Below are 14,485 nucleotides of genomic sequence, written 5' to 3' on the forward strand. Positions count from 1 at the left end.
TTGCCCCTCAAAGTACGCGTCCTGGGAGCCAACCTTCACCGCGGAGACGGAAATCACCCGCCGGATGTCGACAAGTACACAAACTCGAGGTCAGCGGCGGAGTTCCCGGTCCGGCGCTCAGTTCTGGGAGCCGCCGGCCGAGTCCGCCAGATCGCTGATCCAGCCGGTGACGTCGCCGACCCAGCCGCTGATCAGCTGCCAGTAGCTCTTGCCCGTGCCGATCCAGTCCTGCAGCGGGCTCAGGTCCCAGATCAGCCATCCGGCCACGAACAGGATGACGATCGTGAACAGGCAGCCCTTCAGACAGCCCAGGCCGGGGATCCGCATCGGGTTGGCGCTGCGCTGGCGGGGCTCGCGCGGCTGCCGGGGCTCCGGCGCGGGCCGCTGCCGGGGCTGCTGCTGGGGCGGCGGCGCGTACCGCTGCTGCTGGGGCTGCTGCGGTTGCGGAGTCGCGTACTGCTGCTGGTGCTGCTGCTGACCGGGGTACCCGTAGCCGGGCTGCTGCTGCGGCCGCTGCTGCGGCTGCTGCCGGTAGGGCTGCTGGGGTTGCTGCGGCGGCTGCTGGGGGCGGGAGACCTGCCGCTGGGGGCGTCGGCGCAGCGGGTCGTCGCCGGGGTCGAGGTACTGCTGGACCTGGGTCTGCTCGTTGCGGTCGCGGGCGCCCTGCATCTGGGACTGCCAGGGGTGCGGCTGCTCCGGCGGCTGCGCCGGCCCGCCGTACTGGCCGGGCGGCACCGGCGGCAGGACGGCCGTCGGGTCGGCGGCCCCCTGCGGACCGCCCGTGCGGGGCAGGACGGCGGTGGGGTCGGCGGCGCCCGCCGGGCCCGCCGTGTGCGGCAGGACGCTGGTCGCGGCGTTCGGGTCGTAGGCGCCGCCCGGCACGGTGGCGGGCGCCGGGTCGGGCGCGAGCAGGTGGCCGACGCCGTCGGCGGCCGCGATCTGCATCGAGTTGGCGTGCACCCCGATGCCCTCGGCGACGATCCGCAGCCCGCGCGCGAGGTTCTCGGCGCTCGGCCGGTGGTCGGGGTTCTTGCTCAGACAGCGCTCGATGACCGTCCAGAGCGGGTCGGGGACCGTGGAGGGGCGGCGCGGCTCGGCGCTCAGGTGCTGGTGCAGGACCTCGAGGGCGGAGCCGCCGGAGAACGGCGGCCGGCCGGTGACCAGCTCGTACATCAGGATGCCGGCGCCGTAGATGTCCACGGCCGAGGTCTGCGGGCGGCCCTCGGCGGACTCGGGGGCCACGTACGCGGGCGTGCCGACGAACTCGCTGGTCCGGGTCAGGCCCGGGGAGTCGGCGAGGCGCGCGATGCCGAAGTCGGTGAGCAGCGGATGCATCTGGCCGCCGTCCTGCTTGAGCAGGACGTTGGCCGGCTTCAGGTCGCGGTGCACGACGCCGTCGGCGTGGCTGGCGGCGAGGGCGTCGGCGATCTGGGCGGTCAGCAGGGCCGCGGCGACCGGTGTGAAGGGGCCGTTCTCGCGCAGGTAGCGGTGCAGGTCGGGGCCCTCGACGAGGTCCATGACCAGAGCCAGCAGGTCGCCCTCGACGACCAGGTCGCGGACCCGGACGATGTTGGGGTGGGTCAGGCGCAGCAGGACGGAGCGCTCGCGCAGGAAGCGCATCACGACGTCGGGGTCGTTCGCGAGCTCCTCCTTGAGGACCTTGATCGCGACGGTCTCCCCGGGCTGCCCCGCCACGGCCGCCTCGGCGCCCGCGGTCTCACGCTGGCGGGCTCGCCAGACGGTGCCCGTGGCGCCGCGTCCGAGCGGCTCCTCGAGCAGGTACTTGCTGCCTACCGGCCGCACGTCATGCGCTCCCTGCTGCTTGCTCGCCAGACTCGCCGGCCCTTCGGCCCCGCTCGTCTGTCCCGCCAGTGTTCCGACCCATGTTCCGACCCACTGTAGTGCCGGGGTGCGGACACCGGGCGGTCGTCGCGGTCGTCCGTGTTCCGGGGAAAGACGCTTCAACCGGTCTTCCTGGTTGCCGCCGGAGCCGGACGTGACCGATCTCAACTGATCGTCGGTGACGCACCCGGCAGGCACTTTTGCGGGCAGAGCCGACCAATCAAGATCACTTGTCCTCCGGTGAGGGGCGCGTTGTCAGTGACAGGTGCGAGGATGCCTTCAGTACTGGCCGCTGTGCTCGTGTGGGGTGGGGGGAAGCCCGCGCCCGTGCAGAAGGGACCGCTGACGGCGATGCAGATCCGGCTGACCGTCATAGACCCGGCGGGCGCGCCCGCCGATTCCCGGCCCCGCGCCGCGAGCTGCGACGTGCTGGTCACGGCGCCCGCCGGCACGGCCCTGGCGGCGGTGTCGTCCGCGCTGGCAGCGGCGGTCTGCGGAGAGGGCGCCGCGCCGTCCTCGTCCGCGGCGGCGGTCGTGCTCTACGCGGGCGTGGAGCGGCTCGACGCCCAGCGCTGCACCCTGGGCGAGCCCCCGCTGACCGACGGCGCGGTGCTGTCCCTGGGCGGCCCCGCCGATCCCGAGCCGCATCCCGAGGTCGACGACGCCCCGGCCCGTCTGCACGTGGTGGCCGGACCGGACGCGGGCGGGGTCCATCTGCTGCACGGCGGGCAGGTCCGCGTGGGTCGTTCGGCCGACGCCGACGTGCCTCTCGACGACCCGGACGTCTCGCGTCTGCACTGCGCGGTGACGCTCTCGCCCGAGGGCAGGGTCACGGTGGCCGACCTGGGCTCCACCAACGGCACCACGCTGGACGGCGCGCCGGTGCAGGAGCGGCCCGTCCGTCTCGCGCCGGGCGCCCTGCTGCGCGTGGGCGAGTCGGCCCTGCGTCTGGCGCCGCCCGGCGGGCCGGGCCCCCGGGTGCCGACCACGCCGGACGGCGAGGGCCATGTGCGCGTGCCCTGCGGGGGGACGGCGGAGCAGAGCGCGGACACGGCACGCGCGCGCGTGAACGGCGGCGGCGCGCCGGACGGCGGTGGCACGGGCGGCGCGGGCGCGGCCCGCCCGCAGGGCGCGGACGGCCGTGCCGGCTCCTCCGGCCCGGCGGGACCGACCGCGCACGCCTACGGCACGGTCGACTGGAGCGGCGGGGACGCGCCCCGGGGCGCGTCGCCGGAACCGCGTCGGCACGGTTCCGCGGACACGCCCCTCGCGCCGCCCGTGGTCCCGGGCCAGGGCGCGGCGCCGCGCATCGAGAACCGCCGCGGCGGCGAGGCGCGCGCATCCGGCCCCGCTCGCCCGGCCGCGCCGCGAGCGGCCTCCGCCGGTGGGCCGTCCGCGGCGGGCGACGCCTCGCGGGCGACCCACGGGGGCCGCGCGGGGCTCGGCTCGTTCACGACCGGCGACGACGACGTCCGCGGACCGCACGGCGCGCTCGACGACACCGCCGTCCACGTCCGCCCCTCCCCCGCCGGCGGCTCCTACGACGGCAGCTCCTACGACGGCCGGGTCGAGGGCGGCGGCCACGACGGCTTCGAGGGCGGGGATCACGGCGACGACGGTCTGCGCGGTTCCGGCCTCCGCAAGGGCACCCCGCTGCGCGGCACCGACGTGCCCCCGGGCGTGCGCAGGCGCGGGGGCGGCCTCTCCGCGTGGGCGAGGCGGCTGGCCGGCGGCCGCGGCGCCGCGGCGGACCGGCCGGACACCGGGGCCGACGAGGAGCCGGCCGCCGGAGTTGAGGCGCGGCCGCCCGCCGCGCCGACGGCCGCACCCGAGACCTGGCCGGACCCGTCGGCGCTGCTGCTGACGGCGCTGGGCCCGGGCCCCCGGCTGTGGGAGCGCGCGCCCGGGCACCCGGAGGCGCTCGCGGTGCGGCTCGGCACGGCGGACCGGCCCGCGCCGGACGGCTCGGGTCTGCTGCCCGCCGTCCCGGTGACGGCCGGTCTGCGCGAGGTCGGCGCGCTCGGGCTGGCCGGGCCGCGGCCGCGGCTGTCCGGGCTGGCGCGCGCCGTGCTGGCCCAGCTCGCCGCGCTGCACTCCCCCGAGACCCTGGAAGTCGTCCTGATCAGCACGGACCGCGGGCGGTCCGAGGAGGAGCGCATCGCCGAGTGGTCCTGGCTCGGCTGGCTGCCCCATCTGCGCCCGGGCCACGGCCAGGACTGCCGCCTCCTCCTCGCCTACGACCGCGACCAGGCCACGGCCCGCGCGGACGAGCTGCTGCGCCGGCTGGAGGACTGCCTCTCGGACAGCACTGCGGGCGGCGCCCAGGCGCCCCCGCTGAGCGGCGCCGCCCACCGGCCCTCCTGGGCCGTGGCGGACGACTCGGCCGACGCCGGATTCCCCGGCCCGTACACGGTGGTCGTCGTGGACGGCGACCCGGGCGGCGCGGACCTGCGCGAGGCGGTGGCACGGCTCGCGGTGGCCGGTCCGCGCGCCGGCATCCATGTCGTCTGTCTGGCGGAGACGCCTGCCGCCTCCCCCTCCTCACCGGTGACGGAGACCTACGAGGCGGCCTGCGCTGCGGCGCCCACGTTCCGCGCGTGCGGGGCGGTCGCCCTGCTCAGCGGGGACGTGGCGACGGCGCTGCGGCTGCTGCGCGTCGCGCCGGCCGGGGCGCGCACGGAGCGGCCCGGCCCCGTGGGTCCGGGCACGGTCGGCGCGGTGGACGCGGTCTCCCTCGCCTGGGCCGAGCGCTTCGCGCGGGCCCTCGCACCACTGCGCCCGGACGGCGCGGGCGGCGGTGAGCGGCACCCGCGGGTGTCGGCGCCGCTGCCCCCGTCCGCCCGTCTGCTCGACGAACTGGGCCTCGCCCGGGCCACGCCCGCCTCCCTGATGGCCCGTTGGGCGGACGCCGCGGACGACGCCGACGCGCTCGGCGGCCGGGCGTGGGCCGTGCTGGGCGCCGGTCCGCGCGGCCCGGTGGGCGTGGACCTCGCGGCCGAGGGCCCTCATCTGCTGGTCGAGGGCCCGGCGGGCAGCGGGCGCACGGAACTGCTGCGCGCGGTGGTCGCCTCGCTGGCCGCCGCCGAGCGGCCGGACCGGCTGAGCGTCATCCTGCTGGACGGCCGCGACACCGTCGGAAAGGGCGGCGGCGGACCGGGCGACGGACTGCGGGTCTGCACGGATCTGCCGCACGTCACCGCTCATCTCACCGCCAACGACCCGGTCCGCATGCGGGAGTTCGCGCAGTCGCTGAGCGCGGAGCTGAAGCGGCGGGCCGAGTTGCTGGGCCGCTCCGACTTCGCGGAGTGGCACACGCACCGCGCGGTCTCCGGCCGCATCGTGCCGCAGCGCACCCCGAAGCCGCAGCGTGCCGCGGGCACGTCGCACGCCCCGGCCCCGGGAGCCGGGAGCGGCGCCGCCGACCTCGACGCCCCGCCCAGCTCCACCCTGCGGCTGCGTCCGGGGGCGGCCGCCCGCCAGGAGACGGAGGCGCCGGCGCCGCTGCCCCGCCTGGTCGTGGTGGTCGACGATCTGGACGCGCTGGTCTCCCCCGCCCTCGGCTCCCCGGGGCGGCCCGCCGCCGGTTCGGTGATGCGCGCACTGGAGGCGGTGGCCCGCGAGGGCGAGCGGCTCGGCGTGCACCTGGTGGCGGCGACCGGCCCGGGGGGCCGTACGGCGGAGTCGGAGCCGGCCCGCCGCTCCACCGTCCGGATCACGCTCGAAGCTCCGGCTTCCGGACCGGACGAACCGGCGCCGGGCCGCGGCCGCCTCAGGGGCGCGGACGGCCGTCTCACCCCGTTCCAGGCCGGCCGTGTCACGGGGCGTATCCCCCGTACGGCGACCCTGCGCCCCACGGTGGTCCCCCTGGAGTGGGCCCGGATGGGCGATCCGCCGACCCGCAGACCGGTACGGGAACTGGGCAACGGGCCCACGGACCTGGCCCTGCTGGCCAGCGCCCTGGAACGGGCGGCACGGCACCCCAGCCCGTCCGGCGTCCACTGAGCGCGGCACGCCACGGCACTGATCACGACGCGGTCACGATCCCCCGCTCGACGGGGCGGGCGCTCTTGCCGACCCCAGGCACCCGGCGTAGACCAGTGCCACGGGACAGCGCTCAACGTTCGACGAGGAACGAAGAACGGGGCAGTGATGCGCAGCACGAGCAGCACCATCCGCACACGCAGGACCGTGAAGGCGGCCGCCACGCTGGCGGCGGGAGCCCTCGCGCTCTCGCTCACCGCATGCGGCGGCGACGGCAAGAGCAACGGCACCGACGGGGGCACCGGGACCAAGGAGTCCGACAGCAGCCTCGCCCTCCCCAAGCTGAACGGCACCACGCTCGAGGTGGCCGCCGTCTGGACCGGCACGGAACAGGCGAACTTCAAGAAGGTGCTCGCCGAGTTCGAGAAGCGCACCGGCGCGAAGATCACCTTCGTGCCCGCGCAGGACCCGATCATCAACTTCCTGGGCTCGAAGATCGCGGGCGGCTCGCCGCCGGACGTGGCGATGCTGCCGCAGCCCGGCGCCGTCAAGCAGGCCGCCGACAAGGGCTGGGCCAAGCCGCTGGGGGCCGAGGCCCTGGCGCAGCTCGCGAAGAACTACTCCCAGGGCTGGCAGGACATCGGCAAGGTGGGCGGCAAGCAGTACGGCGTCTACTACAAGGCCGCCAACAAGTCGCTGATCTGGTACAACGCCAAGGTCTTAGCGAACGCGGGCGCGTCCGAGCCCAAGACGTGGAAGGACCTGCTGGCCACCGCGCAGACGGTGTCCGACTCCGGCGTCACCCCCTTCTCGGTCGGCGGCGCCGACGGCTGGACGCTCACCGACTGGTTCGAGAACGTCTACCTCTCGCAGGCGGGTCCGGAGAAGTACGACCAGCTGGCCCAGCACAAGATCAAGTGGACGGACCCCTCCGTCAAGGAGGCGCTGACCACCCTCGCCCAGGTCTGGGGCAAGAAGGACTGGATCGCGGGCGGCGCGAGCGGCGCGCTGCAGACGGAGTTCCCCGCCTCGGTGACACAGACGTTCACCGGCGGCGACCAGCCGAAGGCGGCCATGGTCTACGAGGGCGACTTCGTGCAGGTCAACATCGCCGACACCAAGGCGAAGGTGGGCACGGACGCCAAGGTGTTCCCGTTCCCGGCGGTCGGCGGCACCGCGCCGGTGGTCTCGGGCGGCGACGCGGCGGTCGTCCTGAAGGACTCCAAGGGAGCCCAGGCGCTGGCGACCTTCCTGGCCTCGCCGGACGCGGCCCAGATCCAGGCCAAGCTCGGCGGCTACCTCTCGCCGAACAAGAACGTCGACGTCTCCGTGTACCCCAACGACGTCCAGCGCACGATCGCCAAGGCGCTGGTCGCGGCAGGCGACGACTTCCGCTTCGACATGTCCGACCAGGCGCCGCAGGCCTTCGGCGGCACGCCCGGCAAGGGCGAGTGGAAGGACCTGCAGGACTTCCTGAAGAACCCGTCGGACGTGGCCGGCATCCAGGCGAAACTGGAGTCGGACGCGGCGGCCGCGTACGGGAACTGACCCGGCGATGGCGACGCCCAAGGCGGTGGGGGCTCCCGGGGCCCCCGCCCCTCCTCGCTCGCGCAGGAGCGTGACCGGCACGCGCAGGACGGTGGCAGCGCTGTTCCTGCTGCCGGCTCTGGTGCTGCTCGGCGCGCTCGTGGTCTACCCGATCGGCTACTCGGTCGTGCGCAGTTTCTACGACCGGTCCGGCGGCGGTTTCGCCGGAGTCGACAACTACAAGGCCCTCTTCACGGACGACGGCATCCGCACCGCCCTGAAGAACAACGTGATCTGGGTGGTGTTCGCGCCGACGGTCGCCACCGCGCTCGGTCTGATCTTCGCGGTCCTCACCGAACGGGTGCGCTGGGGCACCGCGTTCAAGCTGGTCGTCTTCATGCCGATGGCGATCTCCATGCTCGCCGCCGGCATCATCTTCCGGCTGGTCTACGACCAGGACCCGGACAAGGGCGTCGCCAACGCGGTCTGGGTGGGCGTGCACGACACGTTCGCCCAGGCGTCCGCGTTCCCCAAGGCGCACCCGGGCCGGGATTCGCCGCTCGAGGCCGACGGCGGCGGCTTCATCACCAAGGAACCCGTCCGGGCCGGCGTCCCGGTCTCCCTGCCCCTGGTGGGCGTCGCCCCCGACCAGATGCCCGGCAGCGCGGGGAAGGCCGTGAAGGCACGGCCCGAACAGGGTGCGGTCACCGGCACGACCTGGCAGGACTTCACCCGCGGGAAGGGCGTCGGCACCCTCGGCGTGCCCGACCCGACCGAACTGGGCTACGCCGGGATGAGGATCGAGGCGGTGAAGGACGGCAAGGTCGTGGCGTCGGCGAAGGCGGCCGACGACGGCACCTTCACGCTCCCCGCCGCGGCGGACGGGGCGCGGCTGAGGCTGCCCGCCGCCAACTTCAAGGAGGCGTACAACGGTCTGGACTGGCTCGGCCCGTCGCTGGTCACCCCGTCGATCATCGGCTCCTACATCTGGATGTGGGCGGGCTTCGCGATGGTGCTGATCGCGGCCGGTCTGGCCGGCGTCCCCCGGGAACTGCTGGAGGCCGCGCGCGTCGACGGCGCGACCGAGTGGCAGGTGTTCCGCAGGGTCACCGTGCCGCTCCTCGCGCCGGTCCTCGCGGTGGTCGCCGTCACGCTGATGATCAACGTGCTGAAGGTGTTCGACCTGGTGTTCATCATCGCGCCGGGCTCCTCGCAGGACGACGCCAACGTGCTCGCCCTGGAGCTGTACCGCAAGGGCTTCTCCGAGGACCAGCCGGGCATCGCCAGCGCCATCGCGGTGTTCCTGCTGCTCCTGGTGATCCCGGTGATGTGGTTCAACGTACGCAGGCTGCGGCGGGAGGTGCGGCGGTGACCGGGCGGCTCGAATGGGTCATGGACAAGCTCAACGGGGGGCTGGTCCGCGTCTTCCTGATCGTCGTGGGCCTGTTCTGGCTGGTGCCGACCGTCGGGCTGCTCATCTCCTCGCTCCGCGCTCCCGAGGACATGAGCGCGAGCGGCTGGTGGGAGGTGTTCTCCAAGCCCTCCCAACTCACCTTCGACAGCTACCAGAAGCTCCTGGAGAACGGCGACATCACCGGCTCCCTGGTCAACACCGTGCTGATCACGGTGCCGGCGACGGTGCTGGTCGTCGTCATCGGCTCGCTCGCCGGCTACGCGTTCGCGTGGATGGAGTTCCCCGGCCGGGACTGGTGGTTCCTGGGCGTCGTCGGGCTGCTGGTCGTGCCCGTGCAGGTGGCGCTGATCCCGATCGCCGAACTCTTCGGCAAGATCGGCCTGTTCGGGAACATCCTGGGCGTGGTCCTGTTCCACGTCGGGTTCGGGCTGCCCTTCGCGGTGTTCCTGCTGCGCAACTTCTTCGCGGAGATCCCGCGCGAGCTGCTGGAGGCCGGGCGCCTGGACGGAGCCGGTGAACTGCGGCTGTTCGCACGGGTCGTGATGCCGCTGGGCGCTCCGGCCATCGCGTCGCTGGCCATCTTCCAGTTCCTGTGGGTGTGGAACGACATGCTGGTGGCGCTGGTGTTCACCAACGCCGACAGCCAGCCGATCACGGTCGCCCTGCAGACGCAGGTGAGGCAGTTCGGCAACAACATCGACGTGCTGGCGCCCGGCGCGTTCATCTCGATGGTGATCCCGCTGGCCGTGTTCTTCGCGTTCCAGCGGCAGTTCGTGTCCGGCGTGATGGCGGGCGCGGTCAAGTAGCGGGGAACAGCCCGGAAGACGGGGGCGGGCCGGGTCATCGGCCCGCCCCTGTCCGTTCACCCGCAATCCCCCGGATGCCGCAGAAACCGTAACCAAGTCACTCCATCGGCCGTTTTCGGGCAAGGCCCTGTCTACCGCCCGCGCCGACCCATGGATGTCCCTTGCCCAGGTTCAGTGTCATCGTCCCCGCGTACAAGGTTCAGGCGTATCTGCACGAGTGCCTCGAATCGGTGCTGTCCCAGTCGTACGCCGATCTCGAACTGATCGCCGTCGACGACAGGTCGCCGGACGCCTGCGGCGAGATCATCGACGAGTTCGCGGCCCGGGACACGCGGGTGCGGGCCGTGCACCTGCCGGAGAACGTCGGGCTGGGGCGGGCCCGCAACGCCGGCCTGGAGCGGGCCACCGGCGACTACCTGCTGTTCCTCGACTCCGACGACGCCCTCACCCCGGACGCGCTGCGCGCGATCGCCGACCGGCTGAAGGAGACGGGCGAACCCGACGTCCTGGTCTACGACTACGCGAGCACCTACTGGACGGGCGAGGCCGTCCGCAACAGGTTCGCGGAGCAGCTCAGCGAGGAGGGCCCGGCGCCCTTCCGGCTCCAGGACCGTCCGGGACTGCTCAGGGTGCTGATGGTGGCCTGGAACAAGGCCTACCGGCGGGAGTTCGTGGAGAGCACGGGCCTGCGCTTCCCGCCCGGCTACTACGAGGACGCGCCGTGGACGTACCCGGCGCTGATGGCGGCGCGCACGCTGGCGACGCTGGACCGGGTCTGCGTGCACTACCGCCAGCGCCGCCGGGGCAGCATCCTGTCCACCACGAGCCGGGAGCACTTCGACGTCTTCGCACAGTACGACCGGGTCTTCGCGTTCGTGGAGCAGCGTCCCGAACTGGCCTGCTGGCGGCCGGTGCTGTTCCGCCGCATGGTCGACCACCTGTCGACGGTGTTCACCAAACGGGACCGTCTGCCGCGCGGCTCGCGCGCCGAGTTCCTGCGCAAGGCCCGTGCGCACTACCGCCGTTACCGCACGCCGGGCGCGCCGGTGTCGCTGCGCTGCCGGCTGCGCCACACCCTGGTCCACTTCGGCGTGCACCGCACCTACCGGGCGCTGGAGGCGTCCATGACCCTGCGCAGACGCACCCACAAGGCGGCCTCGAAACTCGCCCGCGCCCTGCGGGCGGCCCTGCTGCAGGCCCACTACCGCATCCAGCTGCGGCTGCCGCTGCGCGCCGACCGCGCCGTGTTCGCCGCGTACTGGGGCCGTGGGCACAGCTGCAACCCGGGTGCGCTGGAGGCCGCGTTCCGGGCCCTCGCGCCGCAGGTGCGCACCGCCTGGATCGCCCGTCCCGAGCACCAGGACGCCGTCCCGCCGGGCCCGCGCCGGGTGCGTCCGGGCACGGCCGCCTACTGGACGGCGCTGGCCCGCTCCAAGTACCTGGTGAACAACGTCAACTTCGACCGGCGGCTGGTCAAGCGCCCCGGGCAGGTCTTCGTCCAGACCCAGCACGGCACCCCCCTCAAGCACATGGGCCTCGACCTCCAGGAGCGTCCGGCGGCCGCCCGCGGCATGGACTTCGACGAGCTGCTGAGGGGGGTCGACAAGTGGGACTACGTCCTGTCCGCCAACCGCCACACCAGCCTCACCTGGGAGCGCGTCTACCCGGGCGGCTACGAGACCCTCGAGTACGGCTACCCCCGCAACGACGTGTTCCAGCAGGCGACGGCGCAGGACGTGGCCCGGCTGCGCGAGTCCCTCGGCATCCCCCGCGACGCCATCGCCGTCCTGTACGCGCCCACCCACCGCGACTACAGCCGCGCCCAGCGCTGCCCTCTCGACCTGGAGCGGGTCCTGCGCCGGCTGGGCCCGCGCTTCGTGATCCTGGCCCGCGCCCACTACGGGCAGGGCCCGCTCGTCGACCGCCCGGCGCCCGGCGTCGTCGACGTCAGCGGCCACCCGAGCGTGGAGGACCTCTGCCTGGCCTCGGACGTCCTGGTCACCGACTACTCGTCGCTGATGTTCGACTACGCCAACCTGGACCGTCCGATCGTGGTGCACGCCGACGACTGGGAGGCCTACGAGGCGGCCCGCGGCACCTACTTCGACCTGCGTTCCTTCCCGCCGGGCGCGGTCGCGCGCAGCGAGGACGAGCTGATCGACATCTTCGCCACCGGTCACTGGCACGGCTCCCGCTCGGCCCAGCTGCGCGCCGCGTTCCGTGAGCGGTTCTGCCCGCACGACGACGGCCGCGCCGCCGAGCGCGTCGTGCGGCGGGTGGTGCTGGGCGAGCCGGAGCCGCCCCCGGTGACGCCGCTCGCCGAGCGCCGGCCCGCACCGTCGGCGGCGGCGGCCGTCCCACCGTCGGCTCCGGCTCCGGCTCCTGTTCCGGCTCAGGGGGCTTCGGCCGTCGAGCCGGCTGCCGGGTCCGCCGTCGAGCCGGGGACGTCGCCGGAGCGCCCGCCGCTCGCCGTCGTGCCCCAGCCCGCAGGCCCGCGTCGCGTCGTCGACCGCCGCTGATCCGCCGTTCGCCCCACGGGAGTCGCATGCCCACCGGTTCGTCGCGGCCCACCCCGACCCGGCCGTCCACCTGGCGTCCGACCGGACGCCCCGGCCGCGGTCGTCCGGCCTGAGCACCAGGCACCGCACCCAGAAGACACAGAAAGAGCAGCATGCCCCGCTTCAGCATCATCGTCCCGTCCTACGGGGACGGGGGTCCCCCCGGCCGTGTGGACACGAGAGTGGGGGAGGGCCGGCTGTCCCTGGCGCTGGACTCCGTCCTCGCCCAGTCCTACGACGACTTCGAGGTCATCCCGGTCGCCGACGCGTCCGACTCGGTGGCCGCCGCCGTCGCCGCCCGCCATGCGCGGCGCGACTCCCGGGTGACGCCCGTGCGGTCACTGGCGTCGCAGGGCCGCGCCGGGGCGGGCAACGCCGGAATGCGGGCGGCGACCGGGGCGTACCTGCTGTTCCTCGACGGCGACGACACGCTCGCCCCGGGCGCCCTGGCGGCGCTGGACGCCCGCCTCGCCGAGACCGGCGACGTGGACGTCCTGTACGCCGAGCACGAGCGCGTCCCCTGGTGGGAGGGCGAGGCGGCCAACCCGGCCGCGCCGCTGCTGGCGAAGGCGCCGACGGACGCCTTCTCACCCGTCGAGGCCCCGCACGTGACCGGGGTGCGGCTGCCGGTGTGGGGCACGCTCTACCGCAGGTCGTTCCTCACCGAGCACGAACTCGTCCTCCCCGAGGGACACTTCACCGACATCGGCTTCGGCGGCCTGGTCAGCGTGCACGCCGGGCGGATCGCGGTGCTGCGGTCGGTCGTCGTACGGCATCTGCTGCGGCGGCAGGGCGACCCGCTGAACCAGCCGGGCGCGCACCACATGGAACTGCTGGAGCGGGTCGAGCAGGTGCTGTCGCGGGCGGCCGGCGCCGGGCTGTCCGAGGACCGGTCGGGCCCGCTGTTCGAGCAGCTCTTCGCGGCGGTCCTGAAGACCGCGGCGCACCCCGCCCGGCTGGCCGGGCGCCGCCGGGCCTTCTTCCGGCGGGCGGGCAGGCTGTACCGGCGGCACCGCCCGGCCGGATACCGCCGTCCCGCCGGCAGCCTCGGCGTGCAGCACCGACTGCTGGCGGCCGGCGCGTACACGGCGTTCCGGGCGCTGGGCGGCGCCAACCGGAGGGCGGCGGCGGTCGCCCGGCGCGTGCCCCGCGCCCGGGCGCTGCGCACCCGTCTGTACTACCGGAGCCAGCTGCTCCGCCGCATCGACCCCGAGCTGGCCGTGTACTGCGCCTACTGGGGCCGCGGCTACGCCTGCAACCCGGCCGCGATCCACGCCAAGGCCGCCGAACTCGCCCCGCACATCCGCTCGGTGTTCCTCGTCGAGGCCGGTCAGGCGCACACCCTCCCGGAGGGCGTGGACCACGCCGTCATCGGCAGCCGCCGCTACTGGCAGCTGCTGGCCCGCGCCAAGTACCTCGTCAACAACGCCAACTTCGAGGGAGCCGTCGTCAAACGCCGCGGCAGCGTGCACCTGTCGACGCAGCACGGCACCCCGCTGAAGAAGATGGGCATCGAGCAGGCCGACCACCCGGTGGTCGCCGCCGCCACCGGAAGCTTCGACCGGCTGCTCGACCGGATCGACCGCTGGGACTACAACCTCAGCTCGAACCGGCTGTCCACCGAGGTCTGGGAGCGGTCCTTCCCGTCGTCGTACGAGATGCTCGAGTACGGCTATCCGCGCAACGACGTCTACTACACCGCGTCGGCGGACGACGTGCGCCGTGCGCGCCGGAGCCTCGGCGTGCCCGAGGGGCGTACCGCGCTCCTGTACGCGCCCACCCATCGCGACCACGACGCGGGATCCGACACCCGGCTCGACCTCGGGGCGCTGTGCGACGCCCTGGGCGACGGCTTCGTCGTCCTGCTGCGCGCCCACTACTTCTACGACGACGACCGTGCCCGCCCGCGCGACGAGCGGATCATCGACGTCACCGGGCATCTCTCGTCGGAGGACGTCTGCCTGGCGGCGGACGCCCTCGTCACCGACTACTCGTCGATCGTGTTCGACTACGCCAACCTCGACCGGCCGGTCGTCGTGTACGCCGACGACTGGGACGTGTACCGCGAGACGCGCGGGGTGACCTTCGACTTCCTGGGCTCCCCGCCCGGCCCGGTCGCCCGCACCCCCGAGGAACTGGCCGACGTCTTCCGCTCCGGCCGCTGGGCCGGTCCCGAGGCGGACGGGCTGCGCGCCCGGTTCCGCGCCCGGTTCTGCGAGTTCGACGACGGCCGCGCCGCCGAGCGGGTCGTACGCCGGGTGCTGCTCGGGGAGCCGGCCGAGCGCATCGAGCCCGCCGTTCCGCTCCCCCGGCGTACGCCCGCGCCCGCCGCCGTGCCGACCTCTTCGAGGAGCTGA

Annotated in this window: 7 protein-coding genes; 6 read left to right on the forward strand and 1 reads right to left on the reverse strand. The window is 74.2% G+C overall.

Features of this window, described 5'->3' with window-relative positions:
* Positions 1-117: 117 nt before the first annotated feature.
* The gene (locus Sri02f_RS04620; protein ID WP_108999736.1) at positions 118-1,803 is read right to left on the reverse strand and encodes a serine/threonine-protein kinase; all 1,686 of its coding nucleotides are present in this window, start codon (positions 1,801-1,803) and stop codon (positions 118-120) included.
* Between the two features lie 390 nt (positions 1,804-2,193).
* Between Sri02f_RS04620 and Sri02f_RS04625 the strand changes: the two genes are divergently transcribed.
* From Sri02f_RS04625 to Sri02f_RS04650, 6 genes are all read left to right on the forward strand, one after another.
* On the forward strand, positions 2,194-5,844 hold the full coding sequence (locus Sri02f_RS04625) for an FHA domain-containing protein (RefSeq protein ID WP_108999821.1): 3,651 nt from the start codon (positions 2,194-2,196) through the stop codon (positions 5,842-5,844).
* A 147-nt stretch (positions 5,845-5,991) separates the two neighbouring features.
* Positions 5,992-7,371, forward strand: a complete 1,380-nt coding sequence (locus tag Sri02f_RS04630) for an ABC transporter substrate-binding protein (protein ID WP_108999737.1) — start codon at positions 5,992-5,994, stop codon at positions 7,369-7,371.
* Between the two features lie 70 nt (positions 7,372-7,441).
* Entirely contained in the window at positions 7,442-8,722 is a 1,281-nt protein-coding gene (locus Sri02f_RS04635) for a carbohydrate ABC transporter permease (RefSeq protein WP_108999738.1), read from the forward strand.
* A 20-nt stretch (positions 8,723-8,742) separates the two neighbouring features.
* Entirely contained in the window at positions 8,743-9,570 is an 828-nt protein-coding gene (locus Sri02f_RS04640; protein WP_245970427.1) for a carbohydrate ABC transporter permease, read from the forward strand.
* Positions 9,571-9,731: 161 nt separating this feature from the next.
* Positions 9,732-12,089: a bifunctional glycosyltransferase/CDP-glycerol:glycerophosphate glycerophosphotransferase gene (locus Sri02f_RS04645; RefSeq protein WP_108999740.1), complete on the forward strand. Its 2,358-nt coding sequence runs from the start codon at positions 9,732-9,734 to the stop codon at positions 12,087-12,089.
* 152 nt (positions 12,090-12,241) lie between these two features.
* Positions 12,242-14,485, forward strand: coding sequence for a bifunctional glycosyltransferase/CDP-glycerol:glycerophosphate glycerophosphotransferase (locus Sri02f_RS04650; protein ID WP_108999741.1), 2,244 nt, complete (start codon positions 12,242-12,244; stop codon positions 14,483-14,485).

It is taken from the genome of Streptomyces rishiriensis (assembly GCF_003112535.1).
Lineage (GTDB): Bacteria > Actinomycetota > Actinomycetes > Streptomycetales > Streptomycetaceae > Streptomyces > Streptomyces rishiriensis.

Excerpts from the sequence above, each read along its gene's own strand:
- Sri02f_RS04630 (WP_108999737.1), top strand. The coding sequence starts at position 5,992 with ATGCGCAGCACGAGCAGCACCATCCGCACACGCAGGACCGTGAAGGCG.
- Sri02f_RS04650 (WP_108999741.1), top strand. The coding sequence starts at position 12,242 with ATGCCCCGCTTCAGCATCATCGTCCCGTCCTACGGGGACGGGGGTCCC.
- Sri02f_RS04640 (WP_245970427.1), top strand. The coding sequence starts at position 8,743 with ATGGACAAGCTCAACGGGGGGCTGGTCCGCGTCTTCCTGATCGTCGTG.
- Sri02f_RS04625 (WP_108999821.1), top strand. The coding sequence starts at position 2,194 with ATGCAGATCCGGCTGACCGTCATAGACCCGGCGGGCGCGCCCGCCGAT.